We start from the raw sequence: 25,916 nt of genomic DNA, 5'->3' as shown, positions 1-25,916 counted from the left end.
TTCTTAAAAATCAAATAATGACAACTGATTTGATTCCGGAAGATTTCCAAACATTCCCAAATCTGTCATCAAATCAATAACTGTCTTACTTACTTTTGTTCTCTGTCGGAAATCATCTCTCGATAAATATGGACCGTCTTTTGAAGCCGCTTCTACCGCTTCAGCCGCCTTATCACCCATTCCTTCTATACTATTAAGCGGTGGCATCAATTTTCCGTCTATAATTTGGAACTTATCTGCCTTCGCAGTATAAATATCAAGTGGAAGAAATTCAAATCCTCTTGCATACATTTCCTGCACGATTTTCATATCTTTTAATACGTCCTGCTCCTTTTTACTTAAAGAATCCGAACGTTTCTTATAATCCCTAAGGTAAAATTCCAGTTTATCTTTTCCCTGACACATAATTTCATAAGAAAATGCCGATGCACGAATACTGAAATACGCCGCATAATATGCCAAAGGATAATTCACCTTACAATATGCTATACGGTATGCCATCATAACGTAGGCTGCCGCATGGGCTTTCGGGAACATATATTTAATTTTCTCGCAAGAGCCAATATACCACTCCGGTACTCCATGCTCCAGCATATCTTTCTTATACTCCGGCCATTCTTTACATTTTCCTTTTGCAACAAGCCCTTTTCGGACACGTTCCATAATGGTAAATGATTTCTCACTATCCAACCCTTTATTAATCAGATAGGTCATAATATCATCTCGTGTACAGATTGCCGTAGAAATTGTGGCCTTTCCTTCCTGAATTAATGTCTGAGCATTGTTAAGCCATACGTCTGTTCCATGGGAAAGACCCGAAATACGAATCAAATCCGAAATTGTCTTCGGTTTCGTATCTACAACCATCTGAATAACAAAATCTGTACCAAACTCCGGAATGCCAAGACATCCTACCGGACAACCACCAATATCTTCCGGCTTAATTCCAAGTACTTCTGTCCCTGCAAAAAGCGCCATGACATCAGGATCATCTAGAGGAATTTTTGTTGCATCGAATTTCTCTCCTGTAATATCTGTAATTAAATCTTCCAGCATACGAATAATCGTAGGATCATCATGACCGAGAATATCAAGTTTCAATAAGTTGTGGTCAATGGAATGATAATCAAAATGTGTTGTAATAATATCCGTTGTCATATCATTGGCAGGATGTTGTACAGGAGTGAATGAATTAATATTTTCTCCGTGAGGAAGAACGATAATCCCTCCCGGATGCTGTCCTGTACTTCGCCTGATTCCCGTACATCCTTCTACAATTCGCTCAATCTCACATTTACGTTTTCGGCTCTCTCTCTCCTCATAATAATTTTTTACAAAACCATATGCTGTCTTATCTGCAAGCGTACCGATTGTTCCCGCACGGAAAGTCTGCCCTGTTCCAAATATAACTTCCGTGTATTTGTGAGCGTTACTCTGATAATCTCCCGAGAAATTTAAGTCGATATCCGGTTCTTTATTCCCCTTAAACCCAAGAAATGTTTCAAACGGAATATCAAATCCATCTTTTGCTAAAGGCGCATTGCAGACAGGACACAGTTTGTCCGGCATATCCCATCCAGATAGACCGGAATATGCCCGCACTTCCTCTGATGTAAAGTCGCTGTAATGACATTTTTTACAATAATAGTGCGGACTTAACGGATTTACTTCCGTAATTCCCGCCATAGTTGCTACAAAAGAAGAACCAACCGAACCTCTTGAACCTACGAGATACCCATCCTCCACGGATTTCCAAACTAATTTCTGTGCGATAATATACATTACCGCAAACCCATTAGAAATAATCGAGTTCAATTCTCTTTCCAAACGTTCCACAACCATCTCCGGAAGATTTTCTCCATACATACTATGGGCTTTTTCATAACAGATGTCACGCAATTCCTGATCTGAATTTTCGATGACAGGAGGACATTTATCCGGACGTACCGGGGAAATCGGTTCAATCATATCCGCAATCTTATTCGGATTGGTAATAACAATCTCCTCCGCTTTCGCTGAACCAAGATAAGAAAACTCTGCCAGCATTTCCTCCGTTGTCCTCAAATACAATGGTGCTTGGTCATCCGCATCCGAAAATCCTTTTCCCGTCATAATAATCCTTCTGTATACCTCATCATCAGGGTCAAGGAAATGCACATCACAAGTACCCACGACCATTTTTTGAAACTCTTCACCTAGTTTTATAATTTTCTTATTAATCTGAATTAAATCTTCCTGTGTATTTACATTAGAAATACGCTCACTTTCCAACATAAACGCATTGTTCCCAAGAGGCTGGATTTCCAGATAATCATAAAAATCTACTATCTTTGCAATCTGTTCTTCCGACTTTTCATTTAAAATCGCCTGATATAATTCTCCTGCTTCACAAGCGCTTCCGACAATCAGCCCTTCCCGATAGCGATTTAACTCACTTTTCGGTATACGTGGCATACGTCCGAAATATTTTAAATGGGACATGGACACCAATGTATATAAGTTTACTCTGCCCACATCATTTTTCGCCAAAATAATAACATGGTGTGCCGGCATTTTTCGAATAGCATCGGGATTCATCGCACCAAATTCATTGATACCCTTTAACGTAGTAATTTTACGTTCTTTTAACATCTCCACAAATTTCACAAAAATTTCCGCCGTTGCTCCCGCATCATCCACCGCACGATGATGATTTTCCAAAGAAATGCCTAAAGTCTTTGCCACCACATTTAATTTATAACGCGAAAGCGTTGGGAGTAACACTCTGGCAAGCGCAACCGTATCCACAGACGTCAGTTTTCTCTCTATGCCAAGTCTTTTACAGTTTTCTTCTATAAAGCCCACGTCAAATCCTGCGTTATGTGCAACTAAAACAGCATCTCCAACATATTCCATAAACTCCGGTAGCACATTTTCTATCTTTGGAGCATCAATAACCATTGCATCCGTAATACTTGTTAACTTTGTAATCTCAAACGGAATCGGTACTTCGGGATTGACAAATGTACTATAACGGGACACAATTTTCCCGTTTTCCACTTTTACCGCACCGATTTCGATAATTTTATCTTTTACGGAACTAAACCCTGTTGTTTCAATATCAAATACGACAAAAGTATCATCAAGTGTCTGGCTATCCTCATTCACCGCAATATCTGTTAAATCATCAACAAGATACCCCTCCACCCCGTAAATAATTTTAAACGGATCATCTTTATCCAACGTTTCGATATAGTGGTTTGCATCCGGGAAAGACTGCACGACACCGTGATCCGTAATGGCAATCGCTTTATGCCCCCAATCATGTGCTCGTTTTACAATCGCTTTTACTTCCGACACACCGTCCATATCACTCATTTTTGTATGACAATGAAGTTCTACACGTTTTACCGGACTTGTGTCCTTTCGTGTTGTTGTAAAATCAGGAATTTTCTTAATTCCCGTCACTGAACCGATTGTCAGTTCACCGTCAAATTTGTCAATTGTTGTGACCCCTTTTATTTTTAGAAACTCTCCCTTATTAATCTCACCTAAAAGTTCAGGAAGTTGTTCGTTTCTTGCAAACATCTTCACCATAATCGTGTCTGTAAAATCTGTCACTGCAAACATAATAATTGTTTTTTCATTCCGAATTTCTCTTGTGTCGAACTGAATAACTTTTCCTCGAATGGTAATCTCTCCCATTTCCCCTACAACCTGTGAAAGTTCAATTGTATCATCTTCAAAGTTTCTTCCATAAATAACATTCGGGTCATCGGAACGCTTAATAGGAGAATAGAAGTCCTTTTTCTGAAATGGTTTCTTTTCCTCTTTCGGTTTAATCGCTTTTTCTTTTTTCTCCTCACTTTTCTTTTCTTTTACTTCTTCAATATGTTCTTTTCTTCTGCTTTCGTTCCCCTCTACAATTGCCTGAATTTCCTGTTGTAAGCGTATCTCATTATATTTTTTATGTCTGCTCTCCTTAACCTCACTATAGAGTGTACGGATTTCTACCGGAATATTACATCTCTCGTTAAATACTTCTTCAAGAAGTTCCACTATAGATTCCTGTTTTCCCCTTGCCACAATCGTATCTTCCAGTGTCAGACATAAAATATTTTCATTTTCAAACGTACACTTGGCATTCAAAAACATATTATACTCTACAGCACTTCTTTCTTTTAACTCTTCCAAGATACTGTTCCGATACTCTCTCAACAGATTTTCCGGCGTATATTGTTCTGAAAGTTGATACCTCTCCACGATTTGAATAGAAATTTGTGTGCGAGCAAACAACTGCTCCTTTATCATCTGTTCCATATGATACACATAAGTTTTCGGAATTAAATGCATACTTACAAAATATATTTTTAATCGGTCTTTTAAGGAAGTGGTTGTCACTTTCATCACTTCCACTTCCTCAAATAAATCTGCTATCTCTTTTTCTACCTGTAATGTCGGAAACACATCAAAAAATCGTTTTCCCATTTTATTTTCCCCAATTCAAAAGTTCTTGTCTTAATGTTTCCAAAAGTTCTTCTTCCTTCACTTTTTTCACAATTTCACCTTTTTTAATCAAAAGTCCTTCTCCGATTCCCCCTGCAATTCCAATATCTGCTTCTTTCGCTTCCCCCGGTCCGTTTACAACACATCCCATAACCGCCACTTTAATATCGAGGGGAATGTCCGCAACCATATTTTCCACCTGATTTGCAAGCCCGATTAAATCTATCTTCGTTCTTCCGCAAGTTGGGCAGGAAACAACTTCAATTCCGCCTTTTCTAAGTCCAAGTGTCTTTAGAATTAATTTCGCTGTCTTAATCTCTTCCAGTGGGTCACCGGTTAAGGATACACGAATTGTATCTCCAAGTCCTTCATAAAGCATAATACCAAGTCCTACAGAAGATTTAATATTTCCCGATAAAATCGTTCCCGATTCTGTAATACCAATATGTAATGGATAATTACACTGTTCAGAAATCAACTGATGTGCCTTGATACACATCAGTACATCAGAAGATTTGATACTGACAACCAAATTATCATATCCCATATCTTCAATCATACGGACTTTATCTAAAGCACTTTCCACAATTCCTTCTGCTGTCACTCCGCCGTATTTTTCTACAAGATGTTTTTCCAAAGAACCACTGTTTACTCCTACACGAATAGGAACACCATATTCTTTCGCTTTATCTACAACCGCCTGCACTCTTGATACATCTCCGATATTCCCCGGATTAATACGGATTTTATCCGCACCGTTTTCAATCGCTTTAATTGCCAAACGATAATCAAAATGAATGTCTGCTACAAGAGGAATATGTATCTGTTTTTTAATCTCTTTTAACGCTTCCGCAGCCTCCATAGTCGGAACTGCACAGCGGATAATCTCGCACCCCGCTTTTTCCAGCGCTAAGATTTGTTCTACTGTAGCCTGCACATCTTCTGTCTTTGTATTTGTCATCGACTGAATGGCAATTGGGTTTCCTCCGCCAATAGCCCTGTTTCCTATATGTACCACTTTTGTTTCTTCACGTTTCATTACTTTTCTCTCCTTTTTTTATAATCAAAAAGAACCAAAGCCTCCACCTTTAAAGAATGTGGCTTTGGTTTACCTTTACTTTTTCCCAAAAACGATTTGCTCGCCGTATTCACGCTCAGACAAAATCAATTTGTTTTTCTCCAAACTATAGTCGAAAGTCATTTCCAACATACTGATTTCCGTTTCCAATGCAGTCTTTGTCAATCCCGCATCAGAATTCTTCACTGCCTTTTCAATTTCTGCGTCATCGACTTTAAACGCAATTGTTTTGTTCTCTTTATCTAATGTATAATTCATCTTTACTTTCACATTAGAAGCCTCTGCAATCTCCGACCAACTTGCAATAGCGGAATCCCCACCGCGAATTGTCAACCGCAAATTACTCTCCTCACTCTTCCATGTCCCTTCAAGCGGATTACCTGCAAATAGGGAAAATAAAAAATAAACAATCACTATAAGAAGAATAACCGATGCTCCCGCTGTCACTATTCGCCAGATTTTACTTCTTTTTTCCTCATCATTCTTTGCTATAATCATTTTACCACGATTCCCTTCTTTATTGTTTACATTTTAAATTATACGAAGTTTATCATGGACTGTCAACGCATTAAATATCAACAAACTTTACACTTTTTGCAAATTTTTTTACAAATTTTTTCCCAATCAGGAAGAGTACCAGCACCAGAATACCTATACAAGCATATTTTTCTATATTAAGCAATGCCCGATAGCCAATCTGACAGAGAAAATAATTTTCCCCCGCACCCGTCTGAATACTTTCAGAAAATGTACGAATTCTATCAGCATATACGCCTATATTTAGAATACCTTCCGAAGAAAAGAACGTCTGCGGAATACCACACTGTTTTAAAAGCATATACCAAAGTTCAAATCCACTTCCACTTAGAAAAATACCTATCAAAGTAAATCGGAATTTTTTCTCCTCATAGGCTTTCGTCCACCAGAAAACCGTGTAGTGAAAAAGAATAACCAAAATAACAAACAAAACGATTAGCGAACATACCCATTTGATTTCCGTTACCATTTGTTCTATATCCTGCAGATTATACTGTTTTCCGTCTGTTGCGGATAAATGAAGATATTCTTTCAGCATAAACTCTGTCGTATTCTGTCTGAGTGTTTTTCCCTGCGCACTCTTTACCAAAACAGAAGTCATCGGAATCTCTTCCCCTTTCGGCATCTGATTAACGTAGATTTCCTCTCCAAATCCATTCGCCTTTTCTTCATTACTGTAAACTTTTTCTACTTTATAAGGCGTATTTTTTAGCAAAATCGTATCGCCCTTTTTTACATTTAACTTATCGGCTGTATGGTTATGGAGAAGAGCCTTCTTCTCCCCCTGAAAGAAATTTTCTGTTTCACTTTCCGATAACCCTATTTTTCTTTCCCGAAGCCACATTCTATTTCCATAAGCGACATCTACTTCTTCCTCGTTACAAATATATTTTTTCTGACCAAAAAACGCCGTATCCAACACGGACTGACTGTTTGCAATATCTTTTTCCAATTTTTTTCTGTCTATTTCTTGATCCGACAAATATAAAACTATATTTGGTTCAGGCTTTTCTTTTCCCAATTTTTCATACACCTTTTTTACGTTTGTTCCATCTTCTAAAGGAAACAGATTATCAACAACTACCGCCTCCGGTCTTATTTTTATAGTAGCGCTCTCACCGACTATCTCCTTTACAACATCGGATTCAAACCGAACTCGATATTGCTTTCCACCCCAAATATCCACTACTTCCTGCATAGCCCATACGCCCTGTTCTCCCTTTTCATTTGTACGTACACAGACAGTGGGAACTTTTGTTTGCTCCGAAAATTCGTCCATAGCCATTGGCACGGTAGAAACTACTTCAGGTATAAGCCTTTCTTCCACCCAAAAGGACGTTATCGTGCAAAGAAGAAGAAAAAGCATTACCCATATACTGCATTTCCATATTTTTTTCTTCATACACATCTCTCCTATTTTGAAGCGGAAACGGATATTCCTTCTGCCAATTCATCGTGAAAGAACAAAAACAACAATGTTACCGGAATAAGACTGAGTATTCCACATACAAACTGCAACTCAAAATTTTCCGCATTCACGCTTGCTAAGAACACCGATAGCGGAAATTCCGTCACTTTATTCAAAAATACCATCGGCTGTTCCACCATATTCCAATTATCCACAAACACAATAACTGCCAAACTAATTACACCCGGTTTTGCCACCGGAAGAACAATTTTCGTCAACACCTGAAATGTATTCGCTCCGTCAAGACGCCCCGCTTCCAAAAGGCTCATCGGAATATTTTGAAAAACAATCGTCATAAAAAATGTAGAAAACGGTGAAAATATTGCCGGTAAAATCAACGCCCACCATGTGTCTGTCAAGTGCAGTGCGGATAATATAATATAGTTCGGCACAAGCGTCACCTGTACCGGAAGAAGCAAAAAGATGATAAATAAAATAAAGAAAATTCTCTTTCCGCCAATACGGTACTTGGCAAAAACAAGTCCGCACATACTTCCCACAATAATCTGACCGATAACGATAATGGAACACATTCCAAGACTTCTCCAAAACTTCATCAGATAATTCGGTGTATCAATGAAAACATTCTCATACCCCAACATAGAAAACTGTTGCGGAATCCACTGCAACTGCACTGCACTTCCGAATTTTCCGAAAACGCCTTCATACGTTGTCTTTACTTCCTCCGGACTCATAAAAGAATTAATAAATGTAAATAAAATCGGAAACAATATAAGCAACACTACTATACCAAGAACAAAGGTTTTTATATATTTCTTCAAAATACATCAGCCCCCTTCTTCTTTCTCATCATGGCTGCATATACAACCGATACAAACGTTCCGACAATACAAAAGATAACAACAGCCACAACCGATAATCTGGCATAATTCAACTGCCCAAAATAATTATTCATAAAATGTTGTATCATATAAATACTTTCATGGGGACGTACGCCGCCGAGCAAAAACGCTTCTCTAAAACACTTAAATCCATTTAAAATCGAAATTAACAGTGTAAAAAATAACATCGGTGCAATTAGCGGAAGCCTTACATAAAGAAAATATTTCCACTTTCCCGCCCCGTCAAGTTTCGCAATCTCTTCATATTCTTTTGGTATCATGGCTAATGCAGCCAAAAGTAAAATAACGTTATATCCGATATTTTTCCACAAAAACAAAATCATCAAAATCCAAAATGCTTTATCCGACTGTAACCAATCCTGTACCGGAAGACCAAACTGCGTCATCAGCAGATTTAAAACTCCGTTATCACTTAAAAAAATTTGTGCCACCATAACTGTTGATGCAATCGGAACAATCATCGGATATAAAAATGCCAACCGATAAAATCTATTCAGTGGAAACTGCTCAAAAAGAAGTACAGCCAGTCCCAGCGACAACACCATAATAAGAGGTAAGCCAACTGCAAAAAATTTTAATGTATTTTTCATTGCTATCTGAAACATATAGTTTTCAAATGTTAATTGATAGTTCTCCAGTCCGATAAACTCTCCGCCAAAGAAAAATGAATTTTTCAATGTAACTCCCATTGGAAGAACATAAAAAACAAAAAATCCGATAACCGCCGGTGCCATAAGAATAATTGCCGTCCGTTTTTCTTTCTTCCTCATAGCCTTTCCCCTATCCTATTCCATTGCGATATAATACGCATTCCGATAAAGTATCTTTGCCGCCTCTTTCACTCTCTCATCTATATCCGGAAAATCCGTCCGAAAAGTATATCCGTCTTCGTCTAGAAAAAGTGTCTGCACTTCGTTTCCTATAATATCAAAATCACTTATAAATCGTGCCGTCTGTACTTGCGATATTGCCTCTAAATATCTCTGTATATTTTCTATCTGTTCAAGTGTATTCTTCTGTTGTACAATTCCCGGCGTTTTTATGTTCACTGCCCATTCTTCCCATGCCGGTTCATGTACAGGTACTCCTCCCACTATAAAAATATCATTTTCACTTCGTCTTTGTGTTTTACCACTTTTAAGTGTCAGTTCTATTCCTTTTCCTTCAGCAAAACCTTTTTGCCAAAAAAGCCTTGCAAATTGATATGCTCTCTCTTTCTCTTTACAGTTTCTTCCAATAGCAATGTAACTATAAATTTTTGCCATCGGTTTCCCGTCCAATGTAACCATCGGCATATATTGATAAAGAGTATGTTCCTTCCCCTCATCTTTACTAAATACTCCAAAATTACAAACAAATTTCTCCTTTGAAAAATCTACTCCTTTTTTATTTTTTTCTATTTCATATCGCAATACTTTTTCTATCTCTTTTTCAGATACAGTTACTCTCTGCTTTTTATAATCAATGCAGTTACCGAGCCATTCTTTTGTATTCGTAAAGGTATATGGTGCGATTTCCTGTAATAACTCTGATTTTCCATCAATCAACTTCCCAAGTGGTTTTAATGTTTCTTCCGTAAAGTCCGTTCCACTTCCTTCCCGTATAAACATAGGGACCGTGAAAGTTATCGGCAATAAATATTGTCTTCCATTTGCCTGTCCTGCCTTCATTACAGGTTGAAAACATTCTTGAAAACTTTTATCTTTCTTTGTCCACTCCGTCATATCAGCCAACACACCATTATATATCAATTTATTAGGATCTCCGAAAACACTTGTTAAATTGTTAATTTCTCTTGTCCGCTCAGACATCAGATAAATATCTTTTCCCTTTCCCGACATTAATTCCGTCTGTAATCTCTTACACATACTTTCTCTTTGCATGGGGTCTTCGGGAAGATAGGTAATCTCAAACTTTATATTTTCATTATAATATTTGTTGTAACACTGTATCATATTATTTATAACAGATGCCAAACTTTCTTCTGTGCAAATGGAGAGAGGTATTTGTTTTTCTTTGTCATAATCTTTCTGCTTTAAAAATAGAATACTGCAAAAAATAACTCCACCTATTAAAACAGAAAAAAATAATATCCATTTTTGCTTTCTCCTCATATCCTCATATAATTCAGGTGTACCTAAAAGGTACACCCATCTCCTTTATAACTATTTTTTATTTTTCCATGGACAAGTTACTTTTGTTTCATGTCCATTTCCTATTCTAGTTGTATATCCACAATTATTACACTTTGTTTCTATATACTTATTTCTTATATATTTTACATCATAATGGTCAGTATGCCATATTTTTTCTACAAATTGCCATGACCCATATACAGTATAACTTACCGCTGTATTTTTCCCACATTTTTCACAAGTTCCTGCCGGCAATCTCGCCTCTGCCTTTGCAAAAACAGGTAATGCCAAACACATACTTAATAATGCTACCGTTACTAAAGAAATTATACTTTTACGTTTTCTACTCATATATTTTTCTCCTCTCACAAGCAATTTTTATCTTTTTGTCACTACCTCTTCCATTATACTATCCATTGGACTCACTCCCTTTTATTTGTTGTTGTTATTTTAACATAATATGCATATTTTTTTCAATCTTTTTCTATGTTTTATCATTTTATAGAATTTTTCGCATATAATTTGCAATATCACACAAAAACAGACACCTCTTACAAAGTGTCTGACTTATTATTTTCTTTTCATCTCTTTTATTTTCTCTTTTGTTTCCTTATCCACCTTTTGCGACTCTCGGATTTTCTGTAATGCCTTATGGTAAGTAAAATCGTCTAACCGATTATTTTTCAAATACGTCATAGTCTGCTCCGGCATTTTGATAAAATAAATAGAAATCGCCCACGCAACCGCCATTTTCACATAATAGTCTTCGTGACGGATTTTGTCAAAATAGGAAAATGCCTGTTTTATATGTTCTTTATCTGTATAATAAAAAATCATCATAACAACACTGAAACGCACAAAATATGTTCTTTCATCATTTATATATTTACCGATAAATTCCCACATTTCCTTTGGATATTTTTTCGTTTGTTTCAATCCTGTACAGAAACTGTCACAGACAGACCAGTTATCTATTTTCGGCAGAAATTTTTCAATCTGTTTCAAAAGTTCTTCTATATCCTCTTTCAGATAACCGATAACCATTCCCTGCAACATAATTTCTTCGTAACTTTTGGCAGGATATTCGCCCAAATAATATTTCCAATCCCCTTTCGCTATTTGTTTTGCTATTTTCCTTAAAGCAGGCAAACGTACACCAATAATTTTACTTGGTTCAATATTGGGAATTAATTTTGCCATAAATTGCTGAAAGTCCGGCTCAGCCAGACTTTCTAATTGTTCTCGTATATTTCTCATTTTCAATTACTCTCCACCTAATTTACTCGCAGTAAACCAGCCTAAAGCAAATGTAGCGACACCAATAAGCAACATTAGGACAGATACTCCACTCCAATCCGTTTTTAGTAAAATTGCAATCGGAGATGCAAGAATTAAACCGATAATTCCATAATATGCGTGAATTTCTGCCTTTGAAAAAATAAATTCAATCAATTTTGCAATTAAGAAGATACCGATTACAACTCCAACTCCAAATGGTGCTAAAACACCGACTCCCGCTGCAAGTCCACCCATATCAAACTTCACTAACGCATCAACAAAGTCATTAATCACCTTTAAAATCGTATCGTAGTAGCCGAGTAACATTAACATCATCGAACCACTCACTCCCGGCACAACCATTGTTGCTGCAGCAACAATACCTACTCCGAATAATTTAATTACATTTATAAGTCCAAAACTAACATCCGCACTACTTCCGCCTGTTTCCCCTAAAAGTGCCATAAAAATAACAACACCGAAAAAAATCAAAAACGGAATGATTTTTCCGACTGTCACTTTATGTCCCTTTACCTTTTTCAAAATAAACGGAAGACTTCCCGCAATCAATCCGCAAAAAGCGAAGTTGGTCGGAATCGGATATGTTGCAAGTAAAAACTCAAATATTCTTGATAAAGCAACAATCGCAATACCAGCCCCCGCAAAAATCGGAATCAATAATTTTAAACTTTCTTTTAACTCACTCTTCAAATGCGTAATGGCATGAATCAATCTGTCATACAATCCCATGGCGACCATCATTGTTCCGCCACTGACTCCCGGAATAATATTTGCTATCCCGACAACCATACCCTGTAGTATTTGTTTAATCATCTTTCTACCTCTTCTTATTCTATTTCTCCTGCCAAAATATTATTTTGACTACTCACAGAAATCTATCACACTTTATTATATTTTTCAATGTTTAAAAATATTTCTTTGCCAACTCTTTAAATTTCGGAAGTGCATTTATAATCGTTTCATAGGAAACGCAATAGGCAATACGCACATATCCTCCGCACCCAAAAGAACTTCCCGGCACAAGAAGAATATGAAATTCTTTTGCCTGCCTGCAAAATTCCTTCTCATCTTCAATAGGAGATTTCACGAACAGATAAAATGCTCCTTCCGGCTTGATACAAGAAAATCCACACTCCAGCAACCCTTTGTACAGCGTTTCTCTGTTCCTATTATAATAGGAAATGTCCGTCCGCTCTTCCAAACATTTCTGTACGATTTTCTGCTGCAATGTAGGAGCGTTGACAAAGCCTAAAATACGATTAGCCACATTCATTGCCGAAATAACTTTCTCGCTTTCACTCACTTCATTCGGAACAACAACATATCCTATGCGCTCACCCGGAAGAGAAAGTGATTTACTGTAAGAATATACAACAATTGTATTACCATAATATTTTGTCAGATAAGGCGTTTCCACTCCATCATAAACCAGTTCCCTATATGGTTCATCAGAAAGAAGATAAATTTCATGTCCATATTCTTTCTGTTTTCTCTCTAATATTTCTGACATACGAATAATCGTTTCTTCCGAATAAACGACTCCTGTAGGATTATTTGGCGTGTTTACAATTACCGCTTTTGTACGCTCTGTAATTTTTTCTTTAAATTCGTCTAGTTTTGGCTGAAATGTTTCCGTATTTGGAGATATTTCCACTAGAACGCCATCAAAGTTATGGACGTAACTTCTGTATTCACTGAAATATGGCGAAAAAACAATCACTTCATCATTTGGATTTAAAAGTACCTTTAAGGCTACATTTAAACCTCCTGCTGCTCCTACCGTCATTGTAATATTATTTCCTGAAAAAGATGTGTCAAATCTTCTGTTCAACGATTTTGCCACTGCATCCCGCACTTCCATATATCCTGCATTGCTGTTCGTATATCCGTGAAGGTTGAGTGTATCTTCTTCATCCAAAATTTCCATAATTGCCTCTTTTACACGCTTGGGTGCAGGAAGATTCGGATTTCCCAAACTGAAATCATATACATTTTCTTTCCCATAAAGTTTTGCCATACGATTTCCCTCTTCAAACATTTGTCTAATTGCCGAACTGTTTGCCACCATGTTTTCCATTTTTTCAGAAATCATCTATCTTCTCACCCGCCCTTTTTCTACAAGAAACGCAGGACGATAGGATAATTTTGCCTTACGAAGTCCTTCTACACCTGCATCGTCTTCTCTGTTAATATATTTGTATCCTGCACATTCATGCTCCACAAACTGCTGATTAATCATGGGATATGCACCCTGTACTTCTGCAAATGCCTTTTCGATATGCACAACAAACATTTCTTCACTGATTGGCTCTCCGAGTGTAAACGCTACGATTTTACCATCCACACGCAAAATACCGCCTGTCATTTCTAATTCTTTGAAAAGACGCAGAGAGTTTAATGTCACACACATTTCTGCATTCTTTTCCTCATCTGCCTCACAACCGTTATCTGTTCTCCACTGTAAAGCCATCTGAAAGCATTCTTCCAGATTATCCTCTGTCAGCGTTTCATAACTCCAGTTTTCATGTTCCGCCTTAAACTTATTAATGTGATTTCTCTTTCCGTGGAGTTTTTTCCCGGAAAGCGTTATCAGTTTCTCAGACTCATACACATAATCGGCTATGTCCCTGTCATATGTGATTTGAAATTCATTCGGATACCATTCATTAAATTGCTCAAACTGTTCCGCTGTCACACAATACATTTCAAATTCTTTTCCCTGTTCCTTACAGTGTGACATCAAAAACTGCAATGCCTTCTGAATATCCTCAGCCTCTCCAAGCGGATAAGTAAAAGAATCTCTATCCTCACTTTTAAAGACAAGCGTATTCTCAACGATAGCATATTTCACTTTGTAAAATCTTGACCAGAGAAATACGTTAATAAATGTTCTCTCACAACTTCTGGACGGATACCGTTTAAAATACCCATCCACTATTTTTCTGTCCTCTAATTCAGGACGTTTAAATTCTATATTTTTCATTTCTACACCTTCATTCTGTTTAGTGAAACTGCATATGGTATAAAGACTCGTAAATTCCTTTCTGACGAATCAATTCCTCATGACTACCCTGCTCTTCAATTCCATTTTCCGTAAGAACTAAAATTCTTTCCGCGTTTTTGATTGTAGAAAGTCTGTGTGCAATAACAAATGTTGTTCTGTCTTTTGCCAACATTTCCAGTGATTCCTGCACCACTTTTTCACTTTCATTATCTAGCGCTGAAGTTGCCTCATCAAAAATCAAAATCGGTGGATTTTTCAAAAATACACGAGCAATGGATAAACGTTGCTTCTGCCCGCCTGAAAGTTTTGCCCCACGTTGTCCAATATCTGCATCATATCCGTCAGGAAAACTCATAATAAACTCATGTGCATTTGCATTCCTAGCCGCGCGGATAACATCTTCATCTGTGGCATCCGGATTTCCGTAACGGATATTTTCCATAATTGTTCCTGCAAATAAATAGACATCCTGCTGCACGATACCGATATTATTTCTCAAATCATCCAATTTCATTTTACGAATATCCATTCCATCTATATCTATTTCACCGGAAGTCGCCTCATAAAATCTAGGTATCAGACTGCAAAGAGTTGTCTTTCCTACCCCCGATGGTCCTACAAGGGCAATATATTCTCCTGCTTTTACATCTAAGTTAATATGAGAAAGAACTGCCTCGTTTGCGTCTTGATATTGGAAAGAAACATCCTTAAATGTAATCTCACCTCTTAGTTTTCCAACAGAAACAGCATCTTCCGCATCCGTAATGTCCGGTGCGATAGCAAGCATTTCCTGAAATCTGTCAAAACCTGAATACCCATTTTGGAACATTTCAGTAAAGTTAATTAATTTCTTTACAGGTTCAATAAAGTTATTGATATAAAGAAGGAAAGTTACAAGGTCTGCCACTAACACAGTCTTTGTTGTAAGCCCCTCCGCTCCTACAAGAAGTACGACAACCGTTACGAGTGTTGTAAGAGCCGTCAAAGTTGAATGATACCCCGCCATATAACGATAACTAATCTTTTTCGCAGCTAAAAATCCATCATTTCCTTTATGGAATTTCTTCATCTCAATATCTTCATTTGCAAATGACTTGACAACACGGATTCCTGATAAACTATCCTCAATCTGACTGTTAATGTCCGCAATTCTTGCACGATTACGCTTAAACGCCGTTTTCATCTTCGTGTTGTAATATACTGCAAAGACAATCATAACCGGAACAAATATAAATGCCACTATTGCCAAACGAAGATTAATATTCGCCAAAATAATAAATGAACCTACAATCTTAATAATAGAAATAACAATGTCTTCCGGTCCGTGATGCAGTAATTCCGTAATATCAAATAAATCGCTTGTAATACGGGAAAGTAATGCACCGACCTTTTGATTATCATAGAAAGCAAATGTAAGTTTCTGATAATGACTGAAAATATCACTTCTCATGTCCGCTTCCATCTTTGCCCCCATCATATGCCCATAAAATGCGATAAAATAATTACAGCCAAATTCTACAAGAACGAGAACAATCATTAACGCTCCTAATGCCACTATTGTTTCCATCGCCTTATTAGCGTTAAAGTAAACAACTTCACTCGTAATATAACGGACAATTAGAGGAATAACCAATGTAACACCCGCTCCGAGTATAGCAAAAAACATATCACTGTAAAAAAGTAATTTGTACGGCTTATAGTATGCAAATAATTTCTTTAGTTTGTCTTTCATCTCTTCTCCTCCTCATTCTAAAATAAGGACGAAACTCCTGAAAGTTCGTCCTCAAAATTCCTCTATCTTTATAATATACTACACAGCATCCAAAAGTGCAATATTTTTGCAAAGAAATCCCGCAGGATTTATCTGTTCCTGCGGGATTTAACAGTCTTTATTATCTTTGTCTTCTTCTGCGTACTGCTGTAATTACATTAAGGAGAATTACCATTCCGGCAATTGTCATAATACCTGCCATTGCCATTGGATTTGATTCATCACCTGTTTTAACAGGTGTATCATTCGGTTTAATCGGTTTAGCAGGAGTTATTACTGCTGCTTTTTCTGCATATTCATTTGTGAATACTGCACTATCTCCTTCAACAGTTGCTTTTAACTGTCCTTTTTCATCGTCTACAACAGTTACGGTTACTCCATATACTTTTGCATCGTAAGTGATATTTTCCTGTTTATCATTTACCTCAGAAATTGTATATTTATAAGTTCCCGCTTTGTCGTACTCTAATGTTTCAAAGATAATCTGACCTTTTTCATTGTTCTTTGCTTCAGCAACTACATTTCCGTTTTCATCTTTCAATCGGAATGTAAACTGGCCTTTTGCAAGGTCATTTCCTTTTAATATTTTGCTTGCTCCAAGTGTTACGCTTGTTCCTGCTGCCTTGTAAACATTTCTGAATACAATTTCGCCTTCTGTCGTATGTTCCACGCTCAATGTACCATCACTTTTATCCGTTACAGATGTGTGAACCATAAACTCACTTGTATCAAATGTAACTCCGTATGTATCTTCCGGAACAACTTCGCGTACCGTGTAATCATATTCGCCCGGTTTGTTATATTCCAATCCGGTAAATGTTACTTTGCCGTCGGCGTCATTCGTTCCTGTTGCAACAACTTTATTACCTTCAAGAAGTTCAAAATTAAACTCTTCCGCTTTCATCTTACGTCCTTCTAATTCTTTTGTAATAGAAATCTGATCTGTCACACTTGAATTAATAGGACTTTCAATGCTGTATGTGTTTGTAAATGTGAATAATGCGTTATCGGCTGGGTTCTTTGTAACTGTCATATGACCTTTTCCGTCATCTGTTACTGTAAGTGTAAATGTTTTCGCCTTCTTATCATTCGTCACGCCCGCAACTTTTCCGGATTCCGTTACCGTATAAGTAAATGTCTTACTTCTCGGTTCACCTGCTTTTGCAGATACTTTCGTTTCTCCGAATACGTTTTCTAGTGTAAATGATACTTTTCCGAAATCTACATTACCCTGTGCATCATTTTGTGTTGTTGTCTTTTCAGGCATTGGAGCATCTTTTTCTCCCTTCAGTGTAAATGTAAATTCACCTGCAATATTAGGAGGTGTGAGTCCCTCTTCTGCTGAAAGAACTTTGCTTCCATTTACATTTACTTCTACAGGGTCACCTGTTGAATATGCATTTGTAAATCCGTGTCCTTCAGGAAGGTTTGTCACTGCTTTTAATGTTCCGTCACCGTTATCCGTAACAGTTATCGTAAAGTCAAACGTATTCTTTGTAGCAGTAACTCCGTTTTCTGCAAGTCCGTCTGTCTTCTCTACTGCCGTATAAGATACTGTCCATGTTCCATTTGGATTTTGAACTGCATCACCTTTCTTCACTGCTGCTTTCAGAGAATCAATTGTAAATGATAATTCTCCAAAGTTTACTGCTCCGTCTACACTGTTCTTAACATCTTTTACAACAACATCTTTACTGTTTTTGTAAATTACATTAAATGTAAATTCACCTGCCGTAAGCGGACGTCCTGTCATTGTTTTGTTTGTTACAACCGGCGCTTTTGTTCCGCCTGCATTATCTGTGGAGGCCGCATATACATTTCTAAATGGAATAACTGCCGTTTCGCCTTTTATACCGGTCTTATAAGTATATGTCTTATCTCCTACTTTTGTTTTTACGGTCAAAGTTGCATCATTGTTATCTTCTACACTGATTTCTACTTCATGTTTTGTATTGTCGTATGTGTAACCCTTCTGACCACCATTTACTTCTACTGCTGTGTAGCGGTATGTTTTACCTGCATCAGCCTGTGTAAATACTACGTTTTCTCCTGTTCTGTTTGCAAGTACGTCAATTGTTGCTGTTTCTCCGTCTTTTGCAGCCGGTGTTTTAAATGTTGTACCCTCTGTAGATACTCCAAGTTTTTCTGCTGAAACAGCATCTTTTGCCGTCATAACAAATTGGAACTGATCTTTCGCTGCATCTCGTCCTGTTAATACTTTTGTAATTACAAGTCCGCCTGCCGCATTATAATCGATTGAAGAACGATATGTATTTGTAAATGTACCATCCGTTACAACCGGAGTTGCAGCTACAAGTTTACCTTCTCCATTATCTGATACAGTTACTTTTAAGATTGCTGTATGTGTATCTTTTGATACGCCCGGCATCTTATCTTTATTAATATCGTTTTCCGTAATCTTATAAGTAAATTCTTTCGTATGTGCATCTCCCATATGTTCCGGTGTAAATGTAATCTTGCCAAATCCAAATGGTGCTTTTTCATCTTGTACATCCGATTTCTTCACTTTTGCAGTTGTTTTTTCCAGTGCAGGTGCATTACCTTCCGGTGTGATAGTAAATGTAAATTCATCTGAATCTAACCAATCACGTCCATCTAATACTTTCTCAAAGAGTGCACTTGCATCTGTAGGAGTTGTATCTACTTCCACAGGGTCTGTAACTTTATAAACATTGTGGAAAGTAAGAAGTCCCTCAGCCGCATTTTTCACTTCTGCATGAAGTGTTCCGTCAAGTTTATCCGTAACTTTAACAACTACTTCTCTTGTTGCGTTTGCATCGTCAGTTACACCTAAGATACCGCTTGGATTTTCAGTAACATTGAGCGTATATTCTCCTGCACGTTTGAACTTAATATTTCCAAATGCTGCTTCTTTGCCTGGTGTTGTACTGTTAATTACAATTTCATTTGCATTGTTAGGAAGAACAACTGCACTTTCCGGTGTTCCTTCTGCTAATGTTAATTTGAAAGTAAACCTATCTGTTGCAAGCCATCTGTTTTCTTCACGACCTGTAAAGTCTTTCTTCACTTTAAGATTTGTCGCTCCTTCAAGCATTCCTTCTGTCACACTATATGTATTGACAAAGTGTGCTTCAACTGCATTGCCTGCCGATACTGTTCCTGTAATTGTTTCTTTTGCAGGTGTATATCCCGCTGTTTTTGTTTCTGTTACTTCATAAGATGTGCCTTCCGGTAAACCTTTAATTGTAACGCTTTCACCATGTTTTAAAGCAATTTTCTGTCCACTTGTAATCTTTTTGTTTTCTCCGTAAGTATACTCGCCTTTCAATACCTGTCCAGCAGTATCTTTCAGAACAACAGTAAATTCAAATGTTTTGTTTGTATCGATAACTGTTCCTTGACCTTCAGCCAGTTTAATTTCTTTAGAAATTGTCAAGTCACCTTTCTTTGTATTAAATGATTCTGTGTTTGTGTTAATCACCGGACCGTTTTCACCAATCTGGATACCTGCTGTATTTTTCACACCATCTTCAACTAACGCCTCTTCATTTACTACTGCCTTAAACGTTACCGTACCTGCTGTGTGTGGTTTTACATTTGTAAGTTTCCATGTAATAATTCCTGTTGCCTTGTCATAACTTCCGCCGTTATCTGCTTCTTTGAAAGTTAATCCTGACGGCAGTTTATCTGTAATTGTTACATCGGCATTCGTATCTTCTGTATTGTAGTACTTAATTGTATATGTTACCGTATCGCCGACTTTAATATCAGATGAATTATTATCATTTGTTACTTCTTTGTTTGGTACAAAGTTCGTCACTCCATTTGTCTGTTTTGGATCATTATTGCCAACCTTAATACTTGCCGTATTTTTAATGGAGTCAACTTTTACTGCGTCCTCTGTAACTTTTACTTTGAATGTTACAGTACCGTTCGCTCCGACTGCCTGTTCTTTGAATGACCATGTTAATTTGCCTTCTGCAAATTTACCGTCATTACTTGCACTGCCCTCTACATATTCCGTTCCTGCCGGAATTGTATCTTCGATAGTAATATCTGTTTTTGTAGGCTGTCCATTTTCATTTACAGCATTATTTACCCAATCGATAGAGTATGTCAATGTGTCGCCAACGGAAACCATATCGCCATCCGCAGATGTGTTTTCGTCTTTGTTGTTTACAACATCTTTTGCTTTTTCATCTGTGTAAACATTTGTAAATACAGGACTTCCTGCAACTTCGCTGACTTTCGTTGATAATACACCTTGGTCAGCGTCGTAAGAAACCGTTACAACATAACTAAATTTATGCTTATCATAAGTCATATTTGCATCATGTGGTTCAGGTACCGCCTCACTGATTGTAAAACGATATTTACCTGCCGCCTTAAAGGTTACATTTCCAAAAGAAACTGAACCGTCAGCCTTATTTGTTGCTGTAAGATTTGGCAATTCTACCGCATCCATTGTTCCTTCCAATGCATCTACTTTCATTTGGAATGTAAATTCATTGTCTTTAAGTGCTTCTGCACGGTTACCTTTAAGTACTTTTGTTACTTTTCCGGCTTCTGTTCCTGTAGGATCAACTGTAACGATGTCCGGCGTATATTTATTTACAAATGGAGCAACTGCTGTTGTCGTTCCCTCTTTTGAGTTATATACACCTAATACGTTTTCATCTTTTGTTACTGTTGTTACTGTGTAGATATCTCCGTTTTCTTCCAATACCTGAATAGAAACCGTTACATCTTTATCATCGTATGCGATAGCACCTCTTGTAGTTACTACCTCTCGAACGATGTATACAAATGTTTTACCAATGTCATTCTGATCGAATGTCACATTGCTAAGTTTACTCACTACTGCTACACCATCTTGATTTGGTGCATTGTTTTTGAATGTTTTATCACTATCCTCTAATTTTCCTTCTGCTTCATCTGATTGTCCTGTGATAGTGAAATTAAATTCATTTTCTTTTAAATTACGTCCCTGTAATTCTTTTGTTACATTTAATCCGCCTTCTTCACCGTATGCTGTTTCCGCTGTAAATACATTGACGAAGTTGCGTTTCAGATTATTTGTCGCATCTGAAATATCCTGAGTTGCTACCAACTTAGAATTTTCATCTTTAACCTTGATTTTCACTTCATAATGATCTGCATCATATGTCCACCCGTTTGGTACTGAAACTGCTTTTTCAGAAACATCAAATGTATATGTTCCTGCTTTTGTGAAAGTCAATTCTCCAAATGTAACTGGCTGAGGTTCTCCATCCTTTTTCAATACATCTTTAGAAATTGTTATTTCTTCTTTGTATCCTGTAATGTCACCGGCTTGAATTGCATTCTTTGTTACTTCGTCTTTTGCTGTCATGACGAAAATAACGTCTTCTACCGCATCATGTCCTGTCACCTGTTTTGTAACGGACGGTACAAATGTTGCATTTCCTGTTGTGTTATAGCCATTTGTAAATGTAAGTTTATCAGAACCTTCTTTTACTGTTGCAGTTAACCTTCCCTTATTGTCATCTGCCACAACTACAGTTACGTTTTTCACCGCATCATCATATGTAACACCTGCAATTGTTCCTGCGTTTTCAGTTACTTTAAATCGATATTCACCTGCTTTGTTAAATGTAATATCTCCAAAGTGGAAACTTCCGTCTTCTGCCGATGTTACGGTTGTATCATTTGGTAATACAACATCACCGTTTTTAATTGCAAGCATTGTGTCTGTGTGAGCATCATCACCTGCAATTGTAAATGTGAATCCTGAGTAATCATTGTTAGGCCATGGTCCGTCAATATTCTTTTGACCTGCAAGTTTTTCTGCTCCGTTAAGTTTACCTGTTGCTTTATATTCATTTTTAAATGAAATAACTGTCTTAAGTGGGTTCTCTTTCGAACTTACCAGTTCCATTCCATCATTTACTTTTGTATGAAGAGTTAACGTTCCATCTCCATTGTCTGTTACCCAAAGTTCCACTACATATACAGTATCGTCAAAAGTATATCCTTCTTTTTCTCCGCCTGTACCAAACTCGTCGTTTGCACCTTTTTCCGTAAACTCATATTTAAAGTGTTTGTTTACATCATCCTGCGTAAAGACAATCGGACTTTCCGTTCCCATCTCGACAGTTTCGCCATCTTTTCCGGCAACATTTTGAAACTCACCTGTTATTCCATTAAAAATATGAATACGTTTTGCAGCTTCTTCTGCTGTTACAGTATCTGTTTTCAGTGCTTTAACTTGGAATGTAAACTGACCTTTCGCCATATCATGTCCTTTAAGCGTTTTAGTCACTTTCAATCCGCCGGCTTCATTGTGACTTAACTCTGCTTTATACTCATTAAGGAAATCTCCTTCATAAGTGCTGACAGTTGCGAAAAGATTTCCTTTTCTATCGTCATTCACTGTGATTTCAATAGTTGCTACTTCTTTGTCATAAACAACTCCGTTGATAGTCTGACCAGCATTAGTTTCGGTTACTCTATAAACGTAATATCCTTTTTTATCAAAAGTAATACTTCCAAAGTCAAATGAAACTTTATCTGTTCCATCCTGTCTTCTTACCTCAACCTTTTTCACACCATTTTCACTGCCTTCAGGCATAGGTGCATCCTTCGGCTCTACTGCTGCCAATGTAAATTCAAATACATCGTTATCCGTCCATTCACGACCGATAAACTGTTTTGTTAATTTTATCTTGTCTGATGCAGTATCTACTATAACAGGAGAAGCTTTGTACTCATTCACAAATGGTAATGTGGCTTCCTTCATTCCGTTTTGACTATCATATGTACCAATTACATCCTGTCCTTTTTTCACTGTTGTTACAGTGTGCATTGTACCGTCGCCATTGTCTACTACTTGCAGTTCAACTGTATAAACGGTTTTATCGTATGTAACACCACCAAGTTTATTTTCTACAGGTTCTACTTCGCTTACTGTGTAAGAGAAAGTTTTACCTGCATCTGCTTCTGTAAATTTCATATCGGACATTCTGTCAAAGATTACGGAGGCTACTCCATCATTTGCACCTGCCTGATTTACGAAATTTTTATCTTTATCGGTCAACTTATCATTTGATGGTTTATCTTTACCTGCAATTGTAAATGCAAATTCTCCCGCTTTTAATGCACGGCCATTTAATGTTTTGGAAACGTGTAATTTCATTCCATCTCCATAACTTGCTGAAGCGTGATAAACATTTTTAAACGCTGCTTTATCTGTTGCTCCATCATGTCCGTTATTATAAGTTACATTTGCTTTTAATACACCGTTCTCATCTTTTACATCAATTGTTACTAATGATAAATGTGTGTCATATGTAAGACCTTTTTTCTGAGCCGGTTCTTCCGGTATATTTTCATTTACATTAAACTCATATAATCCCGGACGTGTAATTTTCATCTGCCCGAAATTAAAGTCTTTTTCTCTTCCCTTTGTTAAATCGGAAACTTCTACCGTCATCTCATTTTTTGCAGGATCATTTTCAAATACAATCCAATCATTTGCTAATGCTCTGTTTGCTTTTGCATTTGCCGCTTTTAACGTAAATGAGAATCTTTCGTCATTTAAGGAGTTACGTCCTACTAAAGTCTTACTTCCCTTCACTCCTTCATTTTGGTCATCAGGAATAGTAATTTCTTTCGGCGTATAAACGTTGTTGAAAACAACATTTGCTTCAGGTACTACTTCACCGTTTGTACCTTCACCTTTATAATATGTTTTTTCAACTTTCACTGTCGCTTTTCCATTAACTTCTTCTGTCGTAACGTTAAATGCAACTGTATATTTTTGTGCATCATAAGTCATTCCGTTTAATGTGTACGTACCATTTTTGTTGTCCGTTGCTTCCTTAGGAATCACTTCTGAGATTTCATAAGTGTATGTATTTCCTGCATGATTGCTTGTAAATACAAACTGTTCAAATCGAACTCTTTCACCATCATTTCCCATTATATATGATCCATCTGCTTCCGGCGTTGCTTTTTCAGGCGCGGGAGCATTATCCTGATTTGGCTTAATTTTAAATGTAAATTTGCCAGGTGTTAATGGATTATTTCCACTGTTATCAGTGTAGTCTTTTCTTGCAACCGCACCTGCTCTTACTGACTCTGCCGCAAAACTATTTGTAAATTCCGCTGTCTTATTGTCAACATTTTGTGCCATTGCCTTTCCTGTATCATCAGAAATCTTCGTCATTTTTGTTTCTGCTGATAAAGTACCGTTTCCGTTATCTTTTACAATAACATCTACCGTATATGCTGCCATTGAGTAAGTCATCCCTGCTATAACAGTTTCCGGTCTTTCCTCAAAAATAGTGTATCCGTAAGTACCCGGTTTTGTAAATGTCACGTTACCAAAGTTACCTGTAGTACTATTTTCTGTTACTTCTACAGTCTTCTTACCATCTACAGAGTTTTCCGGCATTGGAGCATCATTTGAAGTATATCTGCTTAAAGTAATTTTAAATGTATCTGCTACATCCCAGTTTGCAAAATGTTTCGCATATTTTGCAAAATCATCTGCATTTACAACTACTTCAGTTACATCATATTTATTTACAAATGTATGTTGCTTTGTTGCCCCTGATACAATGTTTCCTGTTGCTTCTGTTTCATTCTCTTTACCGTCAACAGATGTTAATGTAAATCCTTGTGGCATACTGCCTTTTACTTCTGTTACCGTATATGCTGTTCCCGCATCCAAACCGTAAATAAATAATGTTTCATCATCTTTTAAAGAGTACGTTATTGTTCCTGCATCATCAAGAGAAAGCGTTTTTACTTCTCCTACTGCATCACCCTGCTGATTCTTTACTTGAGCCTTAACAGTTGCATTTTTCATTTCCGGAATTGTAATCTTAAATTCAAATTCCTTGTCTTTTACAATTTCATTTTCTTTTAAGTTTTTCCCTGTAACTACTGTTGCATTTTTCGTGATTGCCAAAGCACCCGGAAGTTCCATCAGAATACGTCCGTTATTACCTAAATGTACATTAACAAACTGAGGGTTATTAATATTATCCCACTGTGGATTAATAACTTCTGTTGCTGTTCCTGTAGGATTTTCTTTTTTAGTTGTTGTCAAGTCATCAACTCGTGTTAAACGTGCTGCACCTGCTTTCACATAAACTTCGCCTTTGTTATTTTTCCCCCATGTTGTTGAAGATGTTGCAAAGTTTGCTCCGTTAAATCTAACAGACTCTTCTTTTTTCTCTACTGTACCCGCTGTGTTTTTCACAAAATAACTCTTCTTATAATAATAAGAAGTCAGACTGTAGACAAAGT

14 protein-coding genes are annotated in these 25,916 nt (G+C 37.1%); all 14 read right to left on the bottom strand.

The annotated features are described in order from the left end of the window. Positions 1–3: 3 nt before the first annotated feature. Positions 4–4,467 (bottom strand): PolC-type DNA polymerase III, encoded by a 4,464-nt coding sequence (locus tag ACYPXO_RS07025; RefSeq protein WP_459639905.1) that lies wholly within the window; start codon positions 4,465–4,467, stop codon positions 4–6. A 1-nt stretch (position 4,468) separates the two neighbouring features. After that, positions 4,469–5,524 (bottom strand): flavodoxin-dependent (E)-4-hydroxy-3-methylbut-2-enyl-diphosphate synthase, encoded by a 1,056-nt coding sequence (gene ispG, locus ACYPXO_RS07020; RefSeq protein ID WP_459639904.1) that lies wholly within the window; start codon positions 5,522–5,524, stop codon positions 4,469–4,471. A 75-nt stretch (positions 5,525–5,599) separates the two neighbouring features. Then, complete coding sequence (locus ACYPXO_RS07015) at positions 5,600–6,061, bottom strand: hypothetical protein (protein ID WP_459639903.1); 462 nt, start codon at positions 6,059–6,061, stop codon at positions 5,600–5,602. Between the two features lie 70 nt (positions 6,062–6,131). Continuing rightward, positions 6,132–7,502 carry an ABC transporter permease gene (locus ACYPXO_RS07010; protein ID WP_459639902.1) on the bottom strand — a complete coding sequence of 457 codons (1,371 nt, stop codon included), beginning with the start codon at positions 7,500–7,502 and terminating at the stop codon, positions 6,132–6,134. A gap of 11 nt (positions 7,503–7,513) precedes the next feature. Next, a complete protein-coding gene (locus ACYPXO_RS07005) occupies positions 7,514–8,350 on the bottom strand; it encodes a carbohydrate ABC transporter permease (protein WP_459639901.1) in 837 nt (278 codons plus the stop codon). Next, entirely contained in the window at positions 8,347–9,201 is an 855-nt protein-coding gene (locus tag ACYPXO_RS07000) for a carbohydrate ABC transporter permease (protein ID WP_459639900.1), read from the bottom strand. Before ACYPXO_RS07000 ends, ACYPXO_RS07005 begins: the two co-directional genes overlap by 4 nt. 15 nt (positions 9,202–9,216) lie before the next feature. Then, entirely contained in the window at positions 9,217–10,545 is a 1,329-nt protein-coding gene (locus ACYPXO_RS06995; protein ID WP_459639899.1) for a hypothetical protein, read from the bottom strand. A 51-nt stretch (positions 10,546–10,596) separates the two neighbouring features. After that, positions 10,597–10,917 (bottom strand): hypothetical protein, encoded by a 321-nt coding sequence (locus tag ACYPXO_RS06990; protein ID WP_459639898.1) that lies wholly within the window; start codon positions 10,915–10,917, stop codon positions 10,597–10,599. A 219-nt stretch (positions 10,918–11,136) separates the two neighbouring features. Beyond that, entirely contained in the window at positions 11,137–11,823 is a 687-nt protein-coding gene (locus tag ACYPXO_RS06985; protein WP_459639897.1) for a DNA alkylation repair protein, read from the bottom strand. Positions 11,824–11,829: 6 nt separating this feature from the next. Further along, positions 11,830–12,678 (bottom strand): DUF368 domain-containing protein, encoded by an 849-nt coding sequence (locus ACYPXO_RS06980; protein WP_459639896.1) that lies wholly within the window; start codon positions 12,676–12,678, stop codon positions 11,830–11,832. Positions 12,679–12,769: 91 nt separating this feature from the next. Beyond that, positions 12,770–13,957 (bottom strand): pyridoxal phosphate-dependent aminotransferase, encoded by a 1,188-nt coding sequence (locus tag ACYPXO_RS06975; protein ID WP_459639895.1) that lies wholly within the window; start codon positions 13,955–13,957, stop codon positions 12,770–12,772. Beyond that, on the bottom strand, positions 13,958–14,848 hold the full coding sequence (locus ACYPXO_RS06970) for a DUF2156 domain-containing protein (RefSeq protein ID WP_459639894.1): 891 nt from the start codon (positions 14,846–14,848) through the stop codon (positions 13,958–13,960). A 19-nt stretch (positions 14,849–14,867) separates the two neighbouring features. Continuing rightward, the gene (locus ACYPXO_RS06965; protein ID WP_459639893.1) at positions 14,868–16,601 is read right to left on the bottom strand and encodes an ABC transporter ATP-binding protein; all 1,734 of its coding nucleotides are present in this window, start codon (positions 16,599–16,601) and stop codon (positions 14,868–14,870) included. A gap of 160 nt (positions 16,602–16,761) precedes the next feature. After that, a complete protein-coding gene (locus tag ACYPXO_RS06960; protein ID WP_459639892.1) occupies positions 16,762–25,869 on the bottom strand; it encodes a Spy0128 family protein in 9,108 nt (3,035 codons plus the stop codon). Between the last annotated feature and the right edge of the window lie 47 nt (positions 25,870–25,916).

This window comes from Faecalimonas canis, assembly GCF_054601575.1.
This window is presented reverse-complemented; position numbering and strand designations above follow the sequence as displayed.